The following is a 22,474-nucleotide window of genomic DNA, read 5'->3' as shown; positions in this document are numbered from 1 at the left end:
CCTCGTTGTGGCACCCTTAAAACATGTTGTGATATATTACAAGCAGGCGTAAGACGTCGGCACGACCTGCGCAGCGCAAAATGAGACGTCGGGGTGCGAAGCGCCTTTTCGATGGGAGGATACTTGCCGTGAAGATCACGTCGATCGAGACACTGCGCACCGAGGAATTTTCCAACGTCATCTGGGTCCGCATCCATACCGACACTGGTCTGATCGGTCTCGGCGAAACCTTCTATGGCGCTGGCGCCGTCGAAGCGCAGATCCACGACACCTTTGCCGGTCGCCTGCTCGGCCGCAATCCCCTGCACATCGAGGCGATTCATCGCGACATGCTGAACCTGCCGATGGCGCAGTCCTCCACCGGCGTCGAATACCGCGCCGCGTCCGCGATCGACATCGCGCTGTGGGACCTGTTCGGCAAGGTCTGCGGCCAGCCGGTGCACCAGATGCTCGGCGGCCTTTGCCGCGACAAGCAGCGCATCTACAACACCTGCGCCGGCACGCAATATGTCCGCTCAACCAATATCAGCCCGGTGGCCAACTGGAATCTCGGCGCCTCCAAGGGACCTTACGAGGATCTCGACGCATTCATGACGCGCGCCGATGCGCTGGCCGAGAGCCTTTTGGAAAGCGGCATCGCCGCGATGAAGATTTGGCCGTTCGATCCCGCCGCGCAGGAGAACAAGGGACTCTACATCACCGCCGCGCAGATGAAGCAGGCGATCGAGCCGTTCGAGAAGATCCGCAAAGCGGTTGGCGACAAGATGGAGATCATGGTCGAGCTGCACTCGCTGTGGAATCTGCCGACCGCCAAGCAGATCGCCCGTGCGCTCGAGCCCTACAAGCCGACCTGGTACGAGGACCCGATCCGGATGAACTCGCCGCAGGCGCTGGCCGAATATGCCCGCTCGACCGACGTCTGGGTCTGCGCCAGCGAGACACTGGGCTCGCGCTTCCCCTACAAGGACATGCTCGACCGCGACGCCATGCATGTGGTGATGGCCGATCTGTGCTGGACCGGCGGTCTCACCGAAGGCCGCAAGATCGCGGCGATGGCCGAGACCTATCACCGTCCCTTCGCCCCGCACGATTGCATCGGCCCGATCGGCTTCATCGCCGCCATCCACATGTCCTTCAGCCAGCCCAACACCTTGATCCAGGAATCGGTGCGCGCCTTCTACAAAGGCTGGTACAATGAGCTCGTCACCACGATGCCCGTGATCAAGGACGGCTATGTCTTTCCGATGGAAGGACCGGGCCTCGGCGTCGACCTCCTGCCTGCCGTCTTCGAGCGCACCGATCTCACCGTGCGCCGCTCCAACGTCTGAGGAATTCTTGAGATGAGCACTTCCCTCTTCGATCTCTCCGGCCGCACCGCGCTCGTGACCGGCTCCTCCCGCGGCCTCGGTCGCGCCATTGCCGAGGGCATGGCCAAGGCCGGCGCGAAGATCATCGTCAACGGCGTCGATCCCAAGCGTGTCGAACAGGCCGTCGCCGAGTTTCGCAGCGCCGGCCACCAGGCCGAAGGCGCCGCCTTTGACGTCACCGACGAGCCCGCAATCGTGGCGGCGTTCGAGCGCTTCGATCGCGAAGGGCTCGCGGTCGACATCCTCGTCAACAATGCCGGCATCCAGCATCGCAAGCCGCTGGTGGAATTCACCACCGACGAATGGCGCAAGGTGATCGAGACCAACCTCACCAGCGCCTTCGTGATCGGCCGCGAGGCGGCGAGGCGCATGATCCCGCGCAAGCGCGGCAAGATCATCAATATCGGCTCGCTCGGCAGCGAGCTCGCCCGCCCCACCATTGCGCCCTACACGGCGGCCAAGGGCGGCATCAAGAACCTGACCCGTTCGATGGCGGTGGAATGGGCCCAGCACGGCATCCAGGCCAATGCGATCGGCCCCGGCTACATGCTCACCGACATGAACGAGGCGCTGGTCAACAACGCCGATTTCAACACCTGGCTGATGGGCCGCATCCCCTCCAAGCGCTGGGGCAAGCCGGACGAGCTGGTGGGTGCCGCGATCTTCCTCGCCTCGGATGCGTCCACCTACGTCAACGGCCAGATCATCTATGTCGATGGCGGCATGATCGCCGCGATGTAACCCGCGAAATCCAGGGAGCAAGTCATGCGCGCCGTCGTCATCCACGCCCCGAAGGACCTGCGGATCGACAATTATGCCGATCCGGCCCCCGGCCCTGGCGAGGTCCGCGTCAAGATCGCCAATGGCGGGATCTGCGGCTCCGATCTGCACTACTACCATCACGGCGGTTTCGGCGTCGTGCGGATCCAGCAACCGATGGCGCTGGGGCACGAGATCGCCGGCGTCGTTGCTGACGTCGGTGACGGCGTCACCAGCGTCAGGCCGGGCACCCGCGTCGCGGTCAACCCGAGCAGACCGTGCGGGGCGTGCCTGCATTGCCAGGAGGGCATGCGCAACCAGTGCCTCGACATGCGCTTCCTCGGCAGCGCCATGCGCTTTCCCCATGTGCAGGGCGGCTTTCGCGAGTTCATCACGGTCGACGCCACGCAGGCCGTCCCGGTCTCGGACAAGCTGTCGCTGGCGGAAGCCGCCGTCGCCGAGCCGCTTGCAGTGTGCCTGCATGCCGGCAAGCAGGCCGGCCCCCTGCTCGGCAAGCGCGTGCTGATCACCGGCTGCGGCCCGATCGGCGCGCTGATGATTTTGGTCTCGCGCTTCGGCGGTGCATCCGAGATCGTGGTGACGGATGTGGCCGAGGCGCCGCTCGCGGTCGCCAAGAAGCTCGGCGCTACGCATGCCATCAACGTCGCGACCAATGCCACCGCGCTCGATCCCTGGCGCGCCGGCAAGGGCGTATTCGACACGCTGTTCGAAGCCTCCGGCAATCAGGCGGCGCTCTGCACCGCGCTCGACGTACTCAGGCCCGGCGCGACGCTGGTGCAGCTCGGCCTCGGCGGCGAGATGACGCTGCCGATCAACTCGATCGTCGCCAAGGAATTGCAGCTGCGCGGCACGTTCCGCTTCGATCCCGAGTTCGAGCTCGCGGTGCGCCTCATGGGCGAAGGACTGATCGACGTCAAGCCGCTGATCACGGCGACCATGCCGTTCGAGAACGCCGTCGCCGCCTTCGAGCTCGCCAGCGATCGTTCGCAGTCGATGAAGGTGCAGCTGACGTTCTGAGCGCGGCACGTCCGGGAAAATTTCACGACGTTGCACTGCGGCAAGCCGGGAACGCTTCCCGCCGCTGGCGTTCTGCCCTTTAATGAGGCACGACCAGCCCGGTCGCACCAGGTGCAAGCCGATGTGGAAACGCCCGAGATTCGATCTCAAGGTCCGTCTGACGCTGCGCGTGGCTGCGATATCGGCCGCCTGCTTCGCCGCGATCTCCACCTATTTCCTCGTCAGCGCCGATAGCGCCGCGCATGCGCGCATCGATGGCATCGCCGCCATCGTGGCCAAGACGCTGGAGCTGCAGCAAGGCAAGGTGCAGTGGGCGGCGAGCCCCCGCTCGGACTTTCCGGACCTCGACCCGGTGTCGGCCCATGTGATGACGCCCGGCCTCTGCCTCGGATTCCGTGGGCCGAGCGGCGAGATACTGCAGCGTTTCTGCAGCGGCGCGCCTGCCCCGGCCAGCCCGCCGCCGCAGGCCTTCGCCGCCTTCTATCGCAGCGTGTTCGACCCCGGCCGCGAGGCGGCTCGCCCCGTGATCGTGCGCGGAACCAAGCTCGGCGAGACCGTGGTTTCGATCGACCCGGCGGTGCAGACGGCGGAGGCCTGGCATGAGGCCGGCCGCCTGATGATCGCGCTTGCGATCGCGCTGCCGCTGCTCTGCGCGCTGGTCTATGCCGCGCTGGCCCGGGCCCTACGGCCCACCCGCATGATCGGCAGCGGCCTCGAACGCATCGCTGCCGGCGACCTCACCACCCGGCTGCCGCCGTTCGACCTCGCCGAGCTCTCCGCCATCCGCGACGTCTTCAACCATCTCGCCGAGAGCCTCGACACCGCGCTTGCCGAGCGCAACGAGCTGACGCGGAAGCTGATCGCGCTCCAGGACGAGGAGCGCCGCCACCTCGCCCGCGAGCTGCATGACGAATTCGGCCAGTCGCTCGCCGCGATCCGCGCGCTGGCTGCGTCCGCCCGCCAGACAGCGGCGCAGGACTGTCCCGGCCTATTGGGCGAATGCGACAGCATCGCCCGCACCGCGACCGGGATGATGGAGACGCTGCGCGGTGCGCTGTTCCGGCTGCGGCCGCCCGATGTCGACGAGCTCGGCCTCATCGCCAGCCTCGAAGGCCTGGTCTCGGGGTGGAACGGCCGCAGTCGCGGCCAGACCCGCTTCGAGATCCGGTTCGACGGCGCTTTCGACAGCGTGCCCGCCTCCGTCAGTGCCAATCTCTATCGGATCGTGCAGGAGGCGCTCACCAATGCGGCCAAGCACGCCGGCGCAACGAAGGTCAACCTGCATCTGACGATGGCCGACGGCGAGATCGCGCTCGCCGTCGAGGACGATGGCCGGCCGAACGAGGCTGCCGTCAAATCCGGTATGGGTCTGCTCGGCATGCGCGAGCGCGTTGCAGCGCTTCGTGGCCGTCTGAGCTTTGAGACCGGCCCTCACGGCTCCGCGCTGCGCGTCTTCATTCCGCTCGCGGCTGCCACGTCCGAGGCCCTGGAGCATGCGGCATGAGCGCAGGCGAAGCGACCATCCTGCTGGTCGACGACCATTCCGTCGTCCGCGAGGGCTATCGCTCGGTGCTCCAGAAGCAGCCGGGCCTACGCGTCGTCGCCGAGGCGGCCGATGGAGCGGAAGCCTATCGCCTCTACAAATCCGAGATGCCCGACCTCGTCATCATGGACCTCAGCATGCCCGGCATCGGCGGCATCGAAGCCGTCAGGCGGATCAGGCAGTGGGACAAGGCGGCGCGAATCCTCGTTTTCACCATGCACGAGAGTGCCGGCTTTGCCGTGCAGGCGATCCGCGCCGGTGCAAGGGGCTATGTCACCAAGACCAGCCCGCCGGAGACCCTGGTGCGCGCGGTCAAGGACGTGCTCGCCGGCAAGATCGCCATCAGCCCCGACATCGACCACGAGCTTGCGCTCGGCCGCATCGGCGGCGAGACCTCGGCCGCCGACGTCTTGACCCCGCGCGAGTTCGAGGTGCTGCGATTGCTGCTCGCCGAGAACACAACGGAGGAGATCGCCGCGACGCTGCATGTCAGCCCGAAGACGGTGGCGAACCTGCATTCACTGATCAAGGACAAGCTCGGCGTCGGCTCCGATATCGAGCTGGTCCGGCTGGCGCTGCGCCAGGGCATCCTGAGCGAGGTCGATCTCGGCGGGGCCTGAGCTGCGCCGCGGCCATCATTCGCGCGCGATCACCTGGTCCAGCCACGCGCAGTTGAGCGGCGGAACGCGCGGATCGGCGACGCGCACGCCGCGGGCAGCCGCATCGAGCCGCATCTCGCGCAACCGCGTGCGCTGCTCTTCGGGCATATGCAGCCGTTCGTGACCCCACAGGGAGGGCCCATCAAAGGTCTCGTGCGGCTGCCAGGTCTCGGGATCGATGACGCGTCCGCCCCAGCCGTATTCGATGAAGAAGCCGGACGGCGTATTCACGTAGAACGAGGTCATGTGGTCATTGGTGTGCCGGCCCAGCGTGTAGGCGATGCGTCCCTCGTCCATCTGCGCGAGATCGTAGCCCTGCCCGACATCATCGAGGCAGCCGAGCTCGACCATGAAATGATGCATCGCCTTCCGCCCCGATCCGACCATCGCAAAGGAATGGTGGCGGCCGTTGACGTGGAAGAAATAAAGCCCGTAGGGCTTCAGCCCGAAATCGGAGACGTGAAAGCCGAGCACGTCGCGATAGAACGGCAACAGCACCTCGACATCCTCCACATTGAGCACGACATGCCCCATGCCGAGCGCCCCGGTGCGGAAGCCCGAGATCGGGCGGCCCGGCCTGAACGGCTCGCTCGCAAGCTCCGGCTTGCAAAAAGCCTCCAGCCGGTTGCCGGCGGGATCGGCAAACGCGATCAGCTCGCCGACATGCCGCTCGTCAGCGAGTGCGCGCGAGCCCCTCGCCACCTTGATGCCATGGCTTTCGAGCCGTCCTGCCAACTTGTCCAGTTCCGCGGTCGAAGCAACTTCCCATCCCATCACCGCAAGGCCGGCATCGCTTCCGCCGTCGACGATCAGCCGCTGCTTGCGGTCGTCCATGCGGAAGGCCCGCATCTTGCCGCCGCGATCGACCTGCTGCATGCCGAGCAGCCCGGTCGCCATCCGGCTCCACTGGTCGAGCTGGGATGAGCTGATTCCGATATAGCCGAGCGCTGCGATTTCCATCGAATTCCTCCCGAAGGCATCGCGGTCGCCGTCGTGCGGCGAGCTTGATACCAGCCGCGCGCGATCCTACGGTGGCGGTTCCGCAATCGCCTCGCGTTCTCAGGCGACAATAAGCGCGCCGCGACGTGCCACAAGGGAGGAAATACGGAGTGTCCAAGGAGCGGACGCGGAACGGCCAGCCGCGGCAGTCTGAGGGCGTCCGCGCCTTCAAGCGCGGGCTCGACGTGCTGCACGAGGTCAACCGCTCCGGCGGCATCCGCGCCGGCGACGTCGCCCGCGCGCTCGACCTGCCCCGACCCACCGTGTATCGCCTGCTCGAAACCCTGGAGGAACTCGGCTATATCGCCCGCAGCGCCAGCGACGACCGATTCCGGGTCACCCGGCGCGCGCTGAGCCTCGGCGACGGCTATGATCCAGGCGTGGTGATCTGCCATGCGGCGGCGCCTTATCTCGCCGATCTCAGCAAGAAACTGGTCTGGCCGGTCGATCTCTCGACGTACGAGAACGCAGCGATGGTGGTGCAGGAGACCACACATTCTCGCAGCCCGCTCTCGATCGACCGCGGCATGATCGGCAAGCGCCTGCCGATGCTGCGTACGTCTGCGGGCCGCGCCTATCTCGCCGCCTGCCCTGCGCGCGAACGCGATCTCATCGTCAATCATCTTCGCCGCATCGATGAGGTCGACGACCGCCCCTTCCTCGACCAGGGCCGGCTCGACCGCATGATCGCAGAGACCGCCGCGCGAGGCTACGCCATCCGCAGCGAGGGCGAATACAATCCCAAGACGGCTTCGATTGCCGTCCCGATCGTGCGGGGCGGCGCCGTGTTCGGCTGCATCTCGATCATCTGGATCCGCTCGGCGCTGGGGATCGAGGAAGCCATCGCCACGTTTGTCGATCCGATGCGCAGCGCCGCGGCTGCCATCGACGTCGGAGCATGAAGCAGAGCTCCGATGACAGGGATCGACAAGGCGCGGGCTATGCGCGTTTCACCCGAACCGGCAAGGAAGCCAGGCCACGCAACACGTTGTTGAGCGCGAGCACGGGCTCCCCGATCTCGAAGCAGGCCACGCGCTTCATCAGGGCTTCAAGCAGCGCAGTCATCTCCAGCCGGGCCAGATGAAGGCCTGCGCACATGTGCGTCCCATTGCCGAATCCGAGATGGTCGTTGGCGCGGCGTGTCACGTCGAAGCATTCCGGATCCTGCCATTTTCGCTCGTCGCGATTGGCCGACGCGTATAGCAGCAGCAGCCGGCTCCCGCGCGGAAGGGTCAGGTCTGCAATCGTCGCATCGGCCGTGAGATAGCGTGTGAATCCCCGGACCGGGGATTCCAGCCGCAGCGCCTCGTTGATCGCATTCGGGATCAGGGCCGGATCGTTGCGGACCAGATCCCACTGCTCGGGGTGTCGGCCGAACAGCAAGACCAGGTTGGCCGTCGCGAAGATGGTCGTATCGAGGCTCGGGCCGAGATAATCCCGCATCAGCACCGGGCAGCGCTCGGGCTCGACCTCGCCGCGGTCCGCAGCCGCGAAGATGCGGTCGCCCCAGCTGCCGGGCCGCAGACGGCTCCTGATCTCTTCGCCGCCGAGATAGGCGCGCATCTCCTGAACGTCCTTCATAGCCGCACAGGCCCGTGCATTCATGCTGCCGAGCACGTTGAAGGTCGCAGCAGCCCAGCGCAGCATGCTGCTGCGACCATGATCCTCCAGGCCCACGAGCTTGGAGACGATCGTCAGTGGCAGGTGCTGGGCCAGGTCCGATACCGCATCGAACTGGCCGCGGGCGACCAGGTCGTCGACAAGCCGGTGGGCCTCCGCCCTGATCTGCGGCGCAATCTCTTCCAGAGCTCGCGGCAGCAACGGAGCTGCTATGATCGCACGAAGCCGATCATGCAAGGGCGCATCGCTCGCCAGCGTCGTGCCTTGCGAGATGCTGTTGACGTGGTCGTTGGCGGCAACTCCCTGTGCCGACGAGAACACGGTCGGGTTTCGCAGGGCGGCACGGACGTCGTCGAAGCGAGCCACCGCGTGAAGCCCGTTTTGCGGCAACCAGACAACCGCGCCCAGATCGCGAAGGGCCCTGTAGTGCGGGTATGGATCGAGGAGGACCTCGTCGCTGTAGAGATCGACGTCATAGACCGGTTGTCCGGGAATGGCCGGCATCCTCTGTTCTCCCTGACCGTCCCGAGGTCCGCCTCAGGGCACCGCCACCCATTCGCCCTTCTGCAGCTGACCAAGCGTCAGCGCACTCTGGTCGAGGCCGGTGTGGTCGTTGGGGCCGTAATTGTAGACGCCGCGGGAGCCAGCCAGGCCTCTGAGCCCTTCGATCGCGCTGCGGAGGCCCTCGCGAAATTCGGCGGTCCCGGGCGCTCCCACCTTGAGCGCAGCGGGTGCAGCGCGCTCGACCAGGAGCAGCGCATCGTAGGCGGATCCCGCAAAGATGTTGCGGCTTCCCGGACCGAACTTGGCTTCGTAGCGCTGAATGAACTCCAGCGCGGCCTGCTTGGCGGGATGGCCATCCGGCAACGAGGCCGCGCCGACGGCCGGGCTCAGCGGCACGAAGATGCCGTCACCTTGCGCGCCCGTCAGCTTCCGGAAATCTCCAAAGGTGGCGCCGAGCGTGCCGTACACCTTGCCTGCAAATCCCTTCTCGCGAAGCTGAAGCAGCGGCAGCGCCGCGGGCGCACCGGAGGCCGCAATCAGGACGGCGTCGGGATCGGCGGCGACGATCTTGAGGACCTGCCCGACGACACTGTTATCGGTCCGTGCATATTTCTCGTCGGCGACGAGCGCGATCCCCGCGGCCGCACACATCTCCGCACTGACCTTGCTCCAGGCGTCACCATAGGAATCGCCGAAACCGATGAGGGCGAGTTTCTTGACGCCGCTCTTCTTCATGTGTGCGAACAATGGCGCGGCTTCGTGATCGTCGTTCGTGGTCGTCTTGAATATCCAGCGCCTCCGCGCATCGACCGGTGTCACCAGGGCGTTGACCGGGGCAAGCGTGATGACCGGAACCCGGTATTCGACCGCAGGATCGATGATCGCGAAGGATCCGGGCGTCGTGGTCGGCCCGACCAGAATATCGATGCTGCTGCCCTGAACGAGCTTCCGCATCGCTGCGACCGCCGCGGTGCTGTCCGAAGCCTCGTCGAGAAACAGATAGTTGACCTTGTGGCCCGCAACTTCGGTTGCGCCAAAGCTGGTGCCGTTGCGCTCCGCATTCCCGATCGCGGCGGCCGGACCGGTCGTGGACAGCAGGATTCCCACGTTGATGTCCGCGGCCAAAGCGGGCGCCACGAACAGTTGGATTGCAAGGCACGCCACTCCCGCGCATTTCAGCATCGTCGTTCCTCCGCGGCTGCCTCAATCGACAACCTGCACCTTTTTTCCTGGTCCTAGGTAACCAAGGCAGGCCGGCTCGAGGTAGCGCGATTGCCGAAATGTCCGGCTGGCGGACAAGACGGGTTTTGGACGAGGCCGTCCGCTGGGCGGACACTTGCCACGCCGGCGTTGAAGCGCCGAGCCTGCTTGGGGAAGAGATACCCCATGCAAGATAAATCCACCCCTGAAGAGTATGACGTCGTAATCGTCGGCCGCGGGCCGGTGGGCGCCACGCTCGCGAACCTGCTCGGCCTGTGCGGCGTGCGGACGCTGGTGCTGGAGCGCGAGGCACGGACCTATCACTTGCCGCGCGCGGTGCATTTCGACGATGAATGCATGCGCGTGTTCCAGACCATCGGGCTTGCCGATGCGATCCTGCCGCATGTCATTCTCAGTCCCGGCATGCTCTTTCTCGATGCAGCCGGGCGCATGCTGCTGGATTGGTCCCGTCCGCAGACGCTGACGCCGATGGGCTGGCATCTCAGCTACCGCTTCCATCAGCCGGATCTGGAGGACGTGTTGATCGGCGGCCTCGCCCGCTGGCCGCACGTCACCTTGCGCAACCGTTGCGAAGTGTTCGCGCTCGATCAGGACGAGCACGGCGTGCGAGTCCGCTGCGAAAACCTCTCCAACGGGAGGCTCAGCGAGGTCCGTGCCGGCTACGTGATCGGCTGCGACGGCGCCCGCTCCCTGGTGCGCCGCTTCATCGGCTCGGGCATGGACGACCTCGGCTTCCACGAGCGCTGGCTTGTGACCGACGTGCTGCTCAAGCGCGCGCGCGACGACCTCGGCGACTACAGCCTCCAGCATTGCGATCCCAGGCGGCCCGCAACTTACGTGCGCGGCACCGGCACGCGGCGGCGCTGGGAGATCACGGTTCTCCCGGACGAGGACTCGCAGGACGTCGCGCAACCTGCGAAGGTCTGGGAGCTGCTGTCGCGCTGGATCACGCCCGACGAAGCCGAGATCGAGCGCGCTGCGGTCTACACTTTTCATTCGGTCATCGCGCAGCAATGGCGGAACGGACGATTGCTGCTCGCGGGCGATTCCGCGCACCAGACCCCGCCCTTCCTCGGCCAGGGCATGTGCGCCGGCATTCGCGATGCCGCCAACCTCGCCTGGAAGCTGGCGAGCGTGATCCGCAACAGCGCCGCGCCCGATCTGCTCGACACCTATCAGAGCGAACGCCTGCCGCATGTGCGCGAGTTCATCGAGCTCGCCATTCGCCTCGGCGGTGTCATCAACACCAAGGCGATCGAGGCCGGCCTTGCCGCCGGCGAAGCGCGCGAGAATGCGCCGGTCAAGCTGGAGGTGAAGAAGCCTCTGCTCGGCCCCGGCCTCGCGTTCGGCGACCTGCCGCTCGCCGGCCACCTGGCGCCGCAGTTCACCTTGACCGACGACAGCCGAAGCGACGACCGGACCGGCTACAGCCACGTGCTGCTCATCGAGGCGGCCGCGGCACTCTCATCACGCCTCGCGCTGTCACAGGCAGGGATCAAGGTCCTGACCAGCGACGATGCCAACGGCCTCGGCCCCTGGCTGCGCGAGCACGGCGTCATCGCCGCACTCGTTCGCCCGGACCGCTATGTGCGCGGCTCCGCCCGCAACGAGGCCGAGCTCGACCGCCTCCTCGCCGCCATCGCGCCTCCAACCCAAATTCCTTCAGCCCATGTGCCCTCCGCGGCCTGAGCGAACACTTCTTAAGGATATCTCATGAAGCTGCTTTCTTTCATCGTCGATGGCCGCCCCTCCTTCGGCGTCATCAAGGATAACGGCGTCGTCGATCTCGGCGCGCGGATGGCGGGGTGCGCCACGCTGCGGCAGCTGCTCGAAGCCGGTCGCCTTGCCGAGGCGGCAAGGCTGGCCGCCTCCGCGGCGCCCGATCACGCGCTCGACAGGATCAGCTTCGCGCCCGTGATCCCCGATCCCGGCAAGATCATCTGTGTGGGCCTCAACTATCGCGATCACGTCGCCGAAACCGGCCGCACCGTCACCGAAAAGCCGGCGCTGTTTGCGCGCTTCGCCTGCAGCCAGGTCGGCCATCTCCAGCCCATCGTGAAGCCGAAGGTGAGCGAGGACTTCGACTATGAAGGCGAGCTCGCGCTCGTCATCGGCAAGGCGGGCCGTCACATCCCCCCTGGCCGCGCGCTCGACCACGTCGCCGGCTATTCCTGCTACAACGAAGGCAGCATCCGCGACTGGCAGCGCCACACCAGTCAATTCCTTGCCGGCAAGACCTTTGCCGAAAGCGGCAGTTTCGGTCCGTGGCTGGTGACGACCGACGAGATTCCGGATCCGTCAAAGCTCACCTTGCAGACCCGGCTGAACGGCAACGTCGTGCAGGACACCACGACGGATCTCATGATCACCGCCATCCCCGAGCTGATCGCCTACATCTCCACGATCTGCCCGCTCGTGCCCGGCGACGTCATTGTCACGGGCACGCCGGGCGGTGTCGGCGCCAAGCGCACACCGCCGCTGTGGATGCGCCCCGGCGACACCGTCGAGGTCGAGATTTCCGGCATCGGCACCTTGCGCAACACGGTGATCGCCGAACCGCCTGACCTTCAGGCGAGATAGCGCGCCAGATAGCCTTCCATCGCGTAGAGCGCGCAGAGCGCGAGGCTCGACCACACCGCCGCGGTGAAATACAGGAACATCCAGGTCAGCTCGCCCTTCCAATGCGCGATGTCGTGGGTCACCACCCAGCGCGTCGCGACGTCGTGCAGGCCTTCGAGCAGGCCGAGGAACTTGTTGCCCTCCACGTGCCCTGCCCGCCAGCGGCTGAGATACATCGGCACGTCGACGGTGACTAGGAAGGCGAGGAAGCAGGCGATGCCGACGATCCCTGACATCAGCGCCCAGCGCACCACGCCCTGGAATTCCGGCATCAGGCGGCACAGCGCGATGCCGGCGAGGAAGAAGGTCACCGCCCACAACGAATTCTCGATCGCGTTGTAGAGATAATTGGTGGTGACCACCGCGTACCAGGAGAAGCACTCGGCGATGATGATCACCGGGACAATCACCCACGCGATGTTCACCGCCGTCTCGGCGCCGGTCATGGTGCCGAGCTGATGCAGGATGATCGCCCATTGCGCGGCGAAGCAGACCTCGGCCACGGTCGCGACCGAGCGTCCGACGAAGACGCTGGAGAGCCAGGTGTCGAACAGGCAGATGCGCTGCACGTCGGCGCGCGGCAGCACCGAACGGAAGGCGCAGCCGAACACATAGCCGGCGCACAGCAGGAACATCAGTCCGATGTCCGAGCCGCCGCCGACGCTGCCCGCGACCGTCGGGTAGAACTCACGGTACAGCATGAACCAGACGAGAATGTTGGCGCTGCTCACAAGCGTGAGAGATCCCCACCACCACGCCAGGGGATTTGACCGCGCCTGCCACTGCAACATGAACAGCCCCGCTGTAGTCATTTTGACATCCAACGGTAGCAATTCTGTCATAAATCCTTCGTTCCAGGCGACAAAAATCTGCGTGTTGGCGCTGTCATAATTCGCCTGCGGGCGCTGTCACAATTGCGGAGGCCCCTGCGTATCCAGGGGTTATTCCGGGGGCGTCATTTGGAGACGCCTCCGAATCACGCGAGGTCCTTTCTCTCAATTCCCGCCACATAGGCCGCCAGCTTGTCCAGCGTCTGGTAGCCGTACTCGACGGCGCCGAAGCCGATCATGCCATCGCGCTGCTCGGTGCTGGAAGCCAGCTGCCGCATCATCAGCACGGTCTTGCCGTTGCTCTGCTCGGCAAAGGTGACGGTGAAGCGGAACATGCCGGGATCGTCATCCTGGTCGAGGCCGTGATCCATCTCCATCAGCGACGGCCGCTCGATGCGGCGGAAGCGCATCCGGTTCGGATAGACCGTGCCGTCAGGCCCGATCATGTTGAAGCGCCAGACGCCGCCGACACGGACGTCGATCTCGAAGGTCTCGACCTTGAATCCCTTCGGACCGAACCATTGCGGCAGATGCTCCGGGTCGGACCATGCCTCGAACACCAGATCGCGCGGCGCGTCGATCACACGCGACATCACGATCTCGCGGTCGAGCGACCATTGCGACAAAGCGGGGTTGGCAGAACTCGTCATTGTCAGGAACCTTTCCGTTTGGTTGTTCGGGACGGCCGCTTGGCGGCCGTCCTTTCCTTTTCTTTCTTGAGCTTCATCACATAGGCCTCGAACCTGTCGAGCCGCGCCTCCCAGACCGCGCGCTGCTGCTGGAACCAATCCTCCGCGCCGACCAGCGCGTCCGCGCTGAGGCGGCAGGTGCGCACGCGTCCGGATTTCTCGGACTGAACGAGCCCGCTCGTCTCCAGCACATGGATGTGCTTCATGAAGCTCGGCAGTGCCATGTCGAAGGGATCGGCGAGCTCGCCGACCGACGCCTCGCCTGCGCACAGCCGCATCACGATCGCCCGCCGCGTCGGGTCGGCGAGCGCGGCGAAGATCTGGTCGAGGCTGGATAATTGGTTAGCCATGAAGCTAACTATACACGGCGGATCACGGGCGTCAATAATTGTTAGCCTGATGGCTCAGTTTCGTCGCTCGACGGGAACCCACACGCGCAATTGTGAATTGGGACATCGCGCCCTCCTCGCTAAACCATGTCCGGGGCATCAGCATGATTGATCAGAGCACGTGCCGCCCCTTGTCATCTCATCCCGGATCACCCGGCGAAGCTTCGCCCGGGCTGCGCTCGTTCCGCTCGCGATCGCTCTCACCCGCCCGCGGCGAGCGTCCGCGGATTCCGACATGATCGCGCAGATTCGCGACATCGTCGCCGGCGAGCTGGCACCGACCGCGACGCCGGACCACGCGGGCGGCCTCGCCGCCGCGCTCTATGCCGGCCGCCATGTCGAGTTCTTCAGCGATGGGTTCGCCGACGATGTGACCGGACGGAAGGTGACGGCCGACACGCTGTTCAACCTCGCCTCGTTGCGAAAGCCGTTCGAGGCCACGCTCGTGGCGCTCGGCGTGCTGCGCGGCGAGATGCGGCTCGACGATCGTCTGCCGAAATACCTGCCCGAGCTGAGCGGCAACTACATCCGCGACGTCACCGTTGGAGAGTTGGTGACGCACACGTCGGGGCTGCTGCTCCCGACCGATCATCCGCCCTGGCCGAACGACGAATATACGCGCGAGCAATTCATCGCGATGCTGAACGCCTTCACGCCGGCGCCCGGCGTCGCACCCGGCCGGCAACGCGTTTACACCCATGCCGGTTATGTGCTGCTTCAGCTCGTGCTCGAGCGCCGCTACGGCATGCCGATCGCAGCCCTGCTCGAACAGCGCATCCTCTCTCCGCTCGGCATGACCGCGACTTGCGTTCCCGAGCGCGGCCCGGACAATCGCGCCATATTGGACGGGGCGGCGATGCAACGCGTGGTCCAGGGCTATTCCGATCAGGGCACGGCGATCGGCCCGGTCGGCAACCAGCAGAGCTATTTCGACGTGCCCGGCACCGGGCAGATGTTCTCCTCTGCGCGCGACCTCGCAACGTTCATCGCCGCCTGCGTCGACGGCCGCGCGATCGATCCCCATTTGCGCGAAGCCCTGCGGCTGACGCAGCATGAGGCCTTCCGCGTCGACGAAAAATTCGGACAGGGCATGGCCTGGGAGACCGTGCGCCTCCCAGGCCTCACCATCGTCGACAAGCCCGGCGGGCTCAACAACGCCTCCGGCTATATCGGCCTGGTGCCGGCGCGGCGGATTGGCATCGTCCTGCTCGCCAATCGCGGCGAGTATCCGCACGAGATCGCCCGCTACAAGATCCTGCCGGAACTGGCCCGGCTCATAGTCTCACATTGAGACGGCCGCCTCAGACCGAGCGCGTCAGCCCGCCGTCGACTCGGATGTTCTGGCCGGTGATGTAGGCCGCGCCGTCGGAGACCAGGAACGAGATCGTCGCCGCGATCTCCTCGACCTTGCCGTAGCGCCTCATCGGCACGCCGTCGCGTCGCGCGTCCTGCTGCGGCAGGCTGTCGATCCAGCCCGGCAACACGTTGTTCATGCGGACATTGTCGGCCGCGTAAGTGTCGGTGAAGATCTTGGTGAAGGCGGCGAGCCCTGCGCGGAACACCGCCGAGGTCGGGAACATCGCGCTGGGCTCGAACGCCCAGGCGGTCGAGATGTTGATGATGGCGCCGCCCTTCTGCGCCTGCATCAGCGGCGTCACCAGCCGGGTCGGACGGATCACGTTCAGGAGATAAGTGTCGAGGCCGGTGTGCCACTGCTCGTCTGTGATCTCGATGATGGGGGCACGCGGCCCGTGCCCCGCGCTGTTGACGAGCACGTCGATCCGCCCCCACTTCGCCATCGCAAGCTCGACGAGGCGCTTCAGGTCGTCGTTCGACTGGTTCGAGCCGGTGACGCCGATCCCGCCGAGCTCGGCCGCCAGCGCCTCGCCCTTGCCCGAGGACGACAGGATCGCGACGCGAAACCCGTCCGCCGCCAGCCGCCGCGCAGCCCCCGCCCCCATGCCGCTGCCGCCTGCGGTAACGAGCGCAACCTTCTCTGCTGCCATGACCGATAATCCCTTCAGTTGAGGCGAGCCGCAGGCTCGGCCTATCATGAGGCCTTCTACAGCCGGACCCGTCGGCAGGTCCATGGCCGAACGCATCCATCATGAGCGGCTTGAAATGAGTGATTTGCAGATCCGCAATTTGCGCCCCGACGAAATCGCCCTCGCCGTCGACTGGGCCGCGGCGGAGGGCTGGAATCCGGGGCTGGCGGATGCCGCGTGCTTTGCGATCCCCGATCGCCAGGGCTTCTTCGTCGGCGAGATCGAAGGCGAGCCGGTCGCGACCGTCTCCTGCGTCAATTATGACGACCGCTTCGCCTTCCTCGGCTTCTACATCGTGCGCGAGCGCTTTCGCGGCGCGGGCCATGGCCTGCGCATCTGGAACGCCGCGATCGCGCATGCGGGCGCGCGCGTGATCGGCCTCGACGGCGTGGTGGCGCAGCAGGAGAATTACAAGAAGTCGGGATTCCAGCTCGCTTACGCCAATATCCGCTATGGCGGCACTGTTGCGGGATTCGTGAAGCCGCCGGCCGATGTCGTTGCGCTCGACAACGTCCCGTTCGCGCTCGTGGAAGCCGATGACGCCAGCGTCTTCCCCGCCGCGCGCAGCGCCTTCCTCCGCGCCTGGATCAACACACGAGGTCACATCAGTCGCGCGTTGCTGCGCGACGGCAGGCTCGCTGCATGGGGCGTCATCCGTCCGTGCCGGACCGGCTACAAGATCGGCCCGCTCGTCGCCGACGACCGCGCCGCCGCGGATGACGTCGTGCAGGCCCTGCTGGGAAGCGCGGGCGCCGGCGAGGTCTTCCTCGATGTCCCCGCCGTCAATCCGGTCGCAATCGCGCTCGCCGAGGCGCTCGGCCTCACGCCGGTGTTCGAGACGGCGCGGATGTACACCGGGCCGATCCTGCCGCTGCGGCTCGACCGCGTCTTCGGCGTCACCAGCTTCGAGCTGGGCTAGAGCATGATCCGGACCCGAAGGGCCGCGTTAGCGCAAAGTGTGAAGCGGTCTTCCGAAAAGATCATGCTCAAGATGTTCAGTAGCAGCGCATGACGTTGACGGTGTGCTCGCTGCCGCCGCGGCCGGGCACCGTCACCCGCTCGGTCGGGCAGCTCGGCACATAGGGCCGATCGGACGGCACGACGTTCGGCGGATAGCGATGCGTCCAGTCCCAGGGCACATCATAGGTGTAGGTGTAGCGCACATCGGCGGAGAGCGACTGGTTCACATCGGCGAAGGGCTGGCTGTAGCCGGCGCCGTCGTAGAAGTAGCCGCCGCCAGGCCAATAGACCCAGGGAGCGCTGCGGCGGTGGAACCTCGCGCCCGGCCCAATCGGCGGACGTGCCGCAGCCGGCGGGGCAGCAACTGCTGCAACGCCTGGCGCGGCGGCGCCAGCAGGTCCGGCTGGACTGTCACTGGAGCTAAGCAGCAGCGCAGCTGCGCTGAGCGAGGCGAACAACGCCCCATATGATCTGGCAATCATGATACGCACCACACTCGTTTGCCTTCGCGATAGCAGCTCCCCGGAAGGAGGCTAGGCCGGGCCGTCGCCCACCCGCAAACGTATAATTAATTATTGGTTAAGGCACGCGATTAACCGGGACAGGGTGCGGCAGAACGCCCGGAATTCCGCGCTCATTTCAATAACTTCGTGCGTCAGCGCCCCCTGCTGCTTGATTGAATGGTTGCGGCCACAATCCCTTGCGTTGCCCGACGGGCAAAACACCCAAGATGCCGGTCAACCTAGCCCGCGCAAAATATTCCGCTTTACCGAAATTCGGAAATCACGTATGTCTCGCCGCAACCCGGCCCAAGGAAGAGGGGCGTATCGCGATCGTCACGAACGCGGGCCGGGCGGCGGTGGACGCGGGCCACATCGGCGCGAAAAGCTTCGCAGGGCGGAGAGCCGTGAGCGAAGACCTCGTGCCAACGACGGGTGCGGTTCGCGTACGGCAAAATCGTGTGGTCCTGGCGCCCGGGGTCTGTGCGCCAAGTCTTGTGGTGATGTGTGTTGCCCGACCGGGCGATACGCATCAGCCATCCGCAAGGCGACGGGGGCAATAGTGCATCGCTCCCCGGGGAGAGCACGACATAAGCCGTTCCAACCACTGCGCAGGGAAGGCCGGGATGTCTCCGGTTGCCCTGTTTCCCCGCTATGCACCAGGCACACGCAGTCTGCTCTTGGCATGGCGGTCAATGGGAGCCAGCCGGCTCCCGGTCTTCCCTGCGCCCTCTTTCGATGAGGGTGAGGCGACAAGCAAAGCTCGGGCGAGATGCGCCGCGAGGATGCGAAACCGTGTCTGCAGGATTGTAGGATGGGTAGAGCGCAAGCGAAACCCATCACCTTTCGTCTGCGGGGAAGCATGATGGGTTTCGCAAGTGCTCTACCCATCCTACGAACCAGCACCCACGCGCTCCGTCATTCCAAACTCCGGCTCGTGCCCCGGACGCAGCGCAGCGTCTCCTCGGCGATGCGAAGCATCGTCCGGTTCGACGATGCGCTGCAGAGCCGGGGTCCACGCGGCAGTAATCACTCCCCTTCCCAGCCCTGCTGCATCGGCCGGGCCCTTGTAACGAAACCGTCATGCAGCGAAACTAAACGAAGCTGTGAGCCGCTACCGCGGCCATTTGCCTCAGTGCAGGAGAGACTTTGATGCGCCGTTCACTGGTGTTGCTGTCCGCCGGTCTGACCGTGCTGTCCACCGGGCTTTTCACCGGACTTGCCTCTGCCCAGAACAACACGCCCCGCAACCTGATCCTGTTCATTCCGGACGGTCTGCGCGCGCTGAAGGTCACCCCGGAGACGACGCCTGCGATGGCCGAGGTTCGCGACAAGGGCGTCAACTTCAAGAATCCGCACTCGCTCTTCCCCACCTTCACCATGGCCAACGGCTCGGCGATGTCGACCGGCCATTATCTCGGCGACACCGGCGTGTTCTCCAACACGATCTGGACCAACTACACCTCGGTGCCGGCCGGCGACACCGTGGTCCCCTTCATCGAGAACGATGCCGTGCTCGGCGACATCGACGAGCATTTTGGGGGCAACTACCTCAACGAGGACACGATTCTGAAGCTGGCTCGCGACAAGGGGCTGAGCACCGCGGCGATCGGCAAGGTCGGTCCGACCTACCAGTTCGACCACACCGACAAGCTTGAAAAGCCCGGCCTGCACTCGATCGTGTTCGACGATTCCACCGGCGGCAAGAACGGCGTGGCGCTGTCGGACGAGGTGAAGGACGCGCTGACCAAGGCCGGCCTGCCCCTCGCCACGCCGCCGCGCGGCGACAATTCCAAGGCGGGCGATGCCAAGACGCCGGGCACCACGGTCGCCAATGTCGCGCAGCAGGCCTATTTCGCCGACGTCGCCACCAAGGTGGTGCTGCCGATGTTCAAGGCACGCAACAAGCCGTTCGTGCTGGTGTTCTGGTCGCGCGACCCCGACGGCAGCCAGCACAACACCGGCGACAGCCTCAACCAGATCATGCCCGGCATCAACGGCCCGACCTCGATGGCCGGCATCAAGAACGCCGACACCAACCTCGCCCAGCTCCGCAAGGCGCTCGACGAGCTCGGGCTCGCCGCCTCGACCAACATCATCGTCTCGGCCGACCACGGCTTCTCGACCATCTCCAAGGAGAGCAAGACCAGCCCGTCGGCCAAGGTCAGCTATGACGACACGCCCAAGGACTTCCTGCCGATGGGCTTCCTGGCGCTCGACCTTGCGAAAGCGCTCGACCTGCCGCTGTTCGACCCCAACGACAAGAATGCGAAGATCGAAGGCAACAAGCATCCCAAGGCCGGCAATGGCGTGCTCGGCAAGGATCCGGAAAAGCCCGACCTCGTCGTCGCCACCAATGGCGGCTCCGACCTGGTCTATCTGCCGAACAAGGACAAGAAGCTCGCCGCGAAGACCATCAAGGCGCTGCTCGAACAGGACTACGTCTCCGGCCTGTTCGTCGAGGACTCGCTCGGCCGCTTCCCGGGCACGCTGCCATTGTCGAGCATCAATTTGCGCGGCAAGTCGGCGACCCCGACGCCGTCCATCGTCGTCAACTTCCGCTCCTATGCCAGCGATTGCGGCGAGGCGCCGACCAATTGCTCGGTGCAGGTCGCCGACACCGTGCTGCGCCAGGGCCAGGGCATGCATGGCAGCTTCAGCCGCGGCGACACCATGAACTTCATGGCCGCCATCGGCCCGGACTTCAAAGCCGGCTATGTCGACGAGATTCCGGTCAGCAATGCCGACGTCGGCATGACGGCCGCGCAGCTCATGGGCCTGCGCGCGACGCAGAAAGGAGACTTGGTGGGCCGCGTGATGTCGGAAGCGATGCCCAACGGCACCGTGCCGAAGGCCTATGCCGGCACCGTGAAGTCGAAGCCCGCCGAGGGCGGCCTGGTCACGGTGCTGAAGTTCCAGCGCGTCGGCAGCCAGCGTTATTTCGATGCCGCCGGTTTTCCAGGCCGCACGCTGGGGCTCGAGCTGGACACCGGCAAACAAAAAACGGCGGGGAAATAATCCCGCCGTTCCCTGGCGTCATCGCGTGACGCGCAAAATCTTACATCCCGATGTCGAACACGTTCGGCAACTGGCCCGCCAGAGGCAGTGCGGTGGTGCCCAGGAAAGTCGCGACCATCGCCATCAGGCGACGGTTGTTCTGGCGCTTGCCGCGCATCTGGCCGGCGATCCACTCCAGCATCTCGCTGTTGACCTTGGAGGCATAGGACGGCGCCCAGCTCTCGATCTCGGTGTCGGCCGACAGCGCGACGCTGCGCGGCGGCACCTTCAGGCCCGAGGCGCTGGCGGCATAGTGGGCGACCGCCTTGGCAAGCAGGTCGTCGAACCGGCCACCATCGGTGCGCTCGGTCGCGGCCTCGTTGATCTCGAACAGAACTTCGGCCTCGCCGCGGCTGACCGGCTGGTCGTTGACGGCGGTGGCGGTGAGGATGCGCATGCACCAGGCGGTGTCATCGGCGTCGAGCGAGCGGGAGAAATGCACCCTTCCCTTGGTGGTCGGGCCTTCGCCCGTGATCACGCCGTCGCGCACGACGGAAAGGGCATGAGCTGCGGTATCGCGGCAGGACGGCACGAGGGACGACGACTCGGTAGGCTTAGGCGCAGCGGAAGACATAGTTCACTTCCAGACTTCTTCTGATCGGCCAGCATTTTCATGCCGGCGTAAAGGGGTGGTTAACGATTCGATACGGGGATCGCGACTTTTCTAGATGGTTGCCAATTGGTCGCTATCAGGACCAATCTGGTTCTAGGACGCGCCGGACGGGCGTGATGGAAGTCATAAAAGGCATTATCGGGGCAATCGAGCCCGTGCAGCTCCGGTGGAGATGTTTCGCCGCAGGCGCCGCTGTAACAGAAAGGTGCTAAGAAGTCGGCTCTTCAAGCAAGGAATTCACATTTTACTTGAAGCGGTTCACTTGGCCTTTCCAAAGCCCTATACTGGCGGCGACGGCCGAGATGAATTTATAAGTAAATTCAAAGCGATGAGGTAGAACCATGACACTTCCGATCGGCGCCACCGCCCCCGACTTCGAAGCCGAAACCACCGAAGGGAAGATCAAGTTCCACGATTGGATCGGCAACAGCTGGGCCCTCTTGTTCTCGCACCCGAAGGACTTCACGCCGGTTTGCACCACTGAGCTCGGCGCTCTCGCCAAGCTGAAGCCGGAGTTCGACAAGCGCGGCGTCAAGCTGATGGGCCTTTCGGTCGATCCGGTCGACCGTCACGCCAAATGGTCCGAGGACATCAAGGAGACCCAGGGCGCCGCGCCGAACTACCCGATGATCGGCGACACCGACTTCAACGTCTCCAAGCTCTACGAGATGCTGCCGGCCTCGACCTCGGGCGATCCCCTTACCCGCACCCCGGCCGACAACCAGACCGTCCGCAACGTCTTCGTCATCGGACCGGACAAGAAGATCAAGCTGGTGCTGGTCTACCCGATGACCACGGGCCGGAACTTCCAGGAGATCCTGCGCGCCATCGACTCGCTCCAGCTCACCGCCAAGCATCGCGTGGCGACGCCGGCCGACTGGTCGCAGGGCGAGGACGTCATCATCGCGGGCTCGGTCTCCAACGACGAGGCCAAGACGATCTACCCGCAGGGCTGGAAGGAGCCGAAGCCCTACATCCGCATCGTCCCGCAGCCGAAATGACTTTTGGCGGTCGCGGATAGCGACCGCAAAAAGTCATCCCGGGATGGTCCGAAGGACCAGA

Annotated in this window: 21 protein-coding genes; 12 read left to right on the top strand and 9 right to left on the bottom strand. The window is 65.4% G+C overall.

The window, feature by feature from the left end:
* Positions 1-128: 128 nt before the first annotated feature.
* The 5 genes from HZZ13_RS10505 to HZZ13_RS10485 all read left to right on the top strand — a co-directional run bounded on the left by HZZ13_RS10505 (position 129) and on the right by HZZ13_RS10485 (position 5,327).
* Complete coding sequence (locus tag HZZ13_RS10505) at positions 129-1,328, top strand: mandelate racemase/muconate lactonizing enzyme family protein (protein ID WP_197959542.1); 1,200 nt, start codon at positions 129-131, stop codon at positions 1,326-1,328.
* Positions 1,329-1,340: 12 nt separating this feature from the next.
* Entirely contained in the window at positions 1,341-2,108 is a 768-nt protein-coding gene (locus HZZ13_RS10500; RefSeq protein ID WP_197959541.1) for a glucose 1-dehydrogenase, read from the top strand.
* A 24-nt stretch (positions 2,109-2,132) separates the two neighbouring features.
* On the top strand, positions 2,133-3,164 hold the full coding sequence (locus HZZ13_RS10495) for an L-idonate 5-dehydrogenase (protein WP_197959540.1): 1,032 nt from the start codon (positions 2,133-2,135) through the stop codon (positions 3,162-3,164).
* 121 nt (positions 3,165-3,285) lie between these two features.
* The gene (locus HZZ13_RS10490) at positions 3,286-4,668 is read left to right on the top strand and encodes a sensor histidine kinase (protein ID WP_197959539.1); all 1,383 of its coding nucleotides are present in this window, start codon (positions 3,286-3,288) and stop codon (positions 4,666-4,668) included.
* Entirely contained in the window at positions 4,665-5,327 is a 663-nt protein-coding gene (locus HZZ13_RS10485; protein WP_197959538.1) for a response regulator, read from the top strand. Before HZZ13_RS10490 ends, HZZ13_RS10485 begins: the two co-directional genes overlap by 4 nt.
* A 15-nt stretch (positions 5,328-5,342) precedes the next feature.
* Here the strand turns inward: HZZ13_RS10485 and HZZ13_RS10480 are convergent, their stop codons facing one another.
* Positions 5,343-6,326 carry a VOC family protein gene (locus HZZ13_RS10480; protein ID WP_197959537.1) on the bottom strand — a complete coding sequence of 328 codons (984 nt, stop codon included), beginning with the start codon at positions 6,324-6,326 and terminating at the stop codon, positions 5,343-5,345.
* A 149-nt stretch (positions 6,327-6,475) separates the two neighbouring features.
* On the opposite strand from HZZ13_RS10480, the gene HZZ13_RS10475 reads away from it, so the two are divergent.
* Positions 6,476-7,267, top strand: coding sequence for a DNA-binding transcriptional regulator (locus HZZ13_RS10475; protein WP_197959536.1), 792 nt, complete (start codon positions 6,476-6,478; stop codon positions 7,265-7,267).
* Between the two features lie 37 nt (positions 7,268-7,304).
* On the opposite strand, the gene HZZ13_RS10470 is transcribed toward HZZ13_RS10475, so the two are convergent.
* Positions 7,305-8,489 carry a cytochrome P450 gene (locus tag HZZ13_RS10470; RefSeq protein WP_197959535.1) on the bottom strand — a complete coding sequence of 395 codons (1,185 nt, stop codon included), beginning with the start codon at positions 8,487-8,489 and terminating at the stop codon, positions 7,305-7,307.
* A gap of 33 nt (positions 8,490-8,522) precedes the next feature.
* Entirely contained in the window at positions 8,523-9,671 is a 1,149-nt protein-coding gene (locus HZZ13_RS10465; protein ID WP_197959534.1) for an ABC transporter substrate-binding protein, read from the bottom strand.
* A gap of 204 nt (positions 9,672-9,875) precedes the next feature.
* On the opposite strand from HZZ13_RS10465, the gene mhpA reads away from it, so the two are divergent.
* Both mhpA and HZZ13_RS10455 read left to right on the top strand, forming a co-directional pair.
* Positions 9,876-11,399 (top strand): bifunctional 3-(3-hydroxy-phenyl)propionate/3-hydroxycinnamic acid hydroxylase MhpA, encoded by a 1,524-nt coding sequence (gene mhpA / locus HZZ13_RS10460; protein ID WP_197959533.1) that lies wholly within the window; start codon positions 9,876-9,878, stop codon positions 11,397-11,399.
* 24 nt (positions 11,400-11,423) lie between these two features.
* A complete protein-coding gene (locus HZZ13_RS10455) occupies positions 11,424-12,290 on the top strand; it encodes a fumarylacetoacetate hydrolase family protein (protein WP_197959532.1) in 867 nt (288 codons plus the stop codon).
* On the opposite strand, the gene HZZ13_RS10450 is transcribed toward HZZ13_RS10455, so the two are convergent.
* The 3 genes from HZZ13_RS10450 to HZZ13_RS10440 form a co-directional block, all read right to left on the bottom strand.
* Positions 12,278-13,120, bottom strand: a complete 843-nt coding sequence (locus HZZ13_RS10450) for a hypothetical protein (protein ID WP_197959717.1) — start codon at positions 13,118-13,120, stop codon at positions 12,278-12,280. The genes HZZ13_RS10455 and HZZ13_RS10450 overlap by 13 nt on opposite strands.
* Before the next feature lie 185 nt (positions 13,121-13,305).
* Positions 13,306-13,809: an SRPBCC family protein gene (locus HZZ13_RS10445; RefSeq protein ID WP_197959531.1), complete on the bottom strand. Its 504-nt coding sequence runs from the start codon at positions 13,807-13,809 to the stop codon at positions 13,306-13,308.
* A 2-nt stretch (positions 13,810-13,811) separates the two neighbouring features.
* Positions 13,812-14,198 (bottom strand): ArsR/SmtB family transcription factor, encoded by a 387-nt coding sequence (locus HZZ13_RS10440; RefSeq protein WP_197959530.1) that lies wholly within the window; start codon positions 14,196-14,198, stop codon positions 13,812-13,814.
* 274 nt (positions 14,199-14,472) lie between these two features.
* Here HZZ13_RS10440 and HZZ13_RS10435 point away from each other — a divergent pair, with 274 nt between their 5' ends.
* A complete protein-coding gene (locus HZZ13_RS10435; RefSeq protein ID WP_197959529.1) occupies positions 14,473-15,528 on the top strand; it encodes a serine hydrolase in 1,056 nt (351 codons plus the stop codon).
* Positions 15,529-15,538: 10 nt separating this feature from the next.
* Here HZZ13_RS10435 and HZZ13_RS10430 read toward each other — a convergent pair whose 3' ends face one another.
* Positions 15,539-16,243, bottom strand: coding sequence for an SDR family oxidoreductase (locus tag HZZ13_RS10430; protein ID WP_197959528.1), 705 nt, complete (start codon positions 16,241-16,243; stop codon positions 15,539-15,541).
* Between the two features lie 115 nt (positions 16,244-16,358).
* On the opposite strand from HZZ13_RS10430, the gene HZZ13_RS10425 reads away from it, so the two are divergent.
* The gene (locus HZZ13_RS10425) at positions 16,359-17,201 is read left to right on the top strand and encodes a GNAT family N-acetyltransferase (protein ID WP_197959527.1); all 843 of its coding nucleotides are present in this window, start codon (positions 16,359-16,361) and stop codon (positions 17,199-17,201) included.
* 76 nt (positions 17,202-17,277) lie between these two features.
* Here HZZ13_RS10425 and HZZ13_RS10420 read toward each other — a convergent pair whose 3' ends face one another.
* Positions 17,278-17,724, bottom strand: a complete 447-nt coding sequence (locus tag HZZ13_RS10420; RefSeq protein WP_197959526.1) for a hypothetical protein — start codon at positions 17,722-17,724, stop codon at positions 17,278-17,280.
* A gap of 1,170 nt (positions 17,725-18,894) precedes the next feature.
* On the opposite strand from HZZ13_RS10420, the gene HZZ13_RS10415 reads away from it, so the two are divergent.
* A complete protein-coding gene (locus tag HZZ13_RS10415; protein WP_197959525.1) occupies positions 18,895-20,760 on the top strand; it encodes an alkaline phosphatase family protein in 1,866 nt (621 codons plus the stop codon).
* A gap of 40 nt (positions 20,761-20,800) precedes the next feature.
* Here HZZ13_RS10415 and HZZ13_RS10410 read toward each other — a convergent pair whose 3' ends face one another.
* Positions 20,801-21,373: a hypothetical protein gene (locus HZZ13_RS10410; RefSeq protein WP_197959524.1), complete on the bottom strand. Its 573-nt coding sequence runs from the start codon at positions 21,371-21,373 to the stop codon at positions 20,801-20,803.
* A 380-nt stretch (positions 21,374-21,753) separates the two neighbouring features.
* Here HZZ13_RS10410 and HZZ13_RS10405 point away from each other — a divergent pair, with 380 nt between their 5' ends.
* Entirely contained in the window at positions 21,754-22,413 is a 660-nt protein-coding gene (locus tag HZZ13_RS10405) for a peroxiredoxin (protein WP_197959523.1), read from the top strand.
* Positions 22,414-22,474 lie beyond the last annotated feature (61 nt).

This window comes from Bradyrhizobium agreste (assembly GCF_016031625.1).
In the GTDB taxonomy this organism is placed as follows: Bacteria; Pseudomonadota; Alphaproteobacteria; order Rhizobiales; family Xanthobacteraceae; genus Bradyrhizobium; species Bradyrhizobium agreste.
This window is presented reverse-complemented; position numbering and strand designations above follow the sequence as displayed.

Coding starts and splice junctions, on each gene's coding strand:
- HZZ13_RS10500 (WP_197959541.1), top strand. CDS start 1,341: ATGAGCACTTCCCTCTTCGATCTCTCCGGCCGCACCGCGCTCGTGACC.
- HZZ13_RS10495 (WP_197959540.1), top strand. CDS start 2,133: ATGCGCGCCGTCGTCATCCACGCCCCGAAGGACCTGCGGATCGACAAT.
- HZZ13_RS10490 (WP_197959539.1), top strand. CDS start 3,286: ATGTGGAAACGCCCGAGATTCGATCTCAAGGTCCGTCTGACGCTGCGC.
- HZZ13_RS10485 (WP_197959538.1), top strand. CDS start 4,665: ATGAGCGCAGGCGAAGCGACCATCCTGCTGGTCGACGACCATTCCGTC.
- HZZ13_RS10480 (WP_197959537.1), bottom strand. CDS start 6,326: ATGGAAATCGCAGCGCTCGGCTATATCGGAATCAGCTCATCCCAGCTC.
- HZZ13_RS10470 (WP_197959535.1), bottom strand. CDS start 8,489: ATGCCGGCCATTCCCGGACAACCGGTCTATGACGTCGATCTCTACAGC.
- HZZ13_RS10465 (WP_197959534.1), bottom strand. CDS start 9,671: ATGCTGAAATGCGCGGGAGTGGCGTGCCTTGCAATCCAACTGTTCGTG.
- mhpA (WP_197959533.1), top strand. CDS start 9,876: ATGCAAGATAAATCCACCCCTGAAGAGTATGACGTCGTAATCGTCGGC.
- HZZ13_RS10455 (WP_197959532.1), top strand. CDS start 11,424: ATGAAGCTGCTTTCTTTCATCGTCGATGGCCGCCCCTCCTTCGGCGTC.
- HZZ13_RS10450 (WP_197959717.1), bottom strand. CDS start 13,120: ATGTTGCAGTGGCAGGCGCGGTCAAATCCCCTGGCGTGGTGGTGGGGA.
- HZZ13_RS10445 (WP_197959531.1), bottom strand. CDS start 13,809: ATGACGAGTTCTGCCAACCCCGCTTTGTCGCAATGGTCGCTCGACCGC.
- HZZ13_RS10440 (WP_197959530.1), bottom strand. CDS start 14,198: ATGGCTAACCAATTATCCAGCCTCGACCAGATCTTCGCCGCGCTCGCC.
- HZZ13_RS10435 (WP_197959529.1), top strand. CDS start 14,473: ATGATCGCGCAGATTCGCGACATCGTCGCCGGCGAGCTGGCACCGACC.
- HZZ13_RS10430 (WP_197959528.1), bottom strand. CDS start 16,243: ATGGCAGCAGAGAAGGTTGCGCTCGTTACCGCAGGCGGCAGCGGCATG.
- HZZ13_RS10425 (WP_197959527.1), top strand. CDS start 16,359: ATGAGTGATTTGCAGATCCGCAATTTGCGCCCCGACGAAATCGCCCTC.
- HZZ13_RS10420 (WP_197959526.1), bottom strand. CDS start 17,724: ATGATTGCCAGATCATATGGGGCGTTGTTCGCCTCGCTCAGCGCAGCT.
- HZZ13_RS10415 (WP_197959525.1), top strand. CDS start 18,895: ATGCGCCGTTCACTGGTGTTGCTGTCCGCCGGTCTGACCGTGCTGTCC.
- HZZ13_RS10410 (WP_197959524.1), bottom strand. CDS start 21,373: ATGTCTTCCGCTGCGCCTAAGCCTACCGAGTCGTCGTCCCTCGTGCCG.
- HZZ13_RS10405 (WP_197959523.1), top strand. CDS start 21,754: ATGACACTTCCGATCGGCGCCACCGCCCCCGACTTCGAAGCCGAAACC.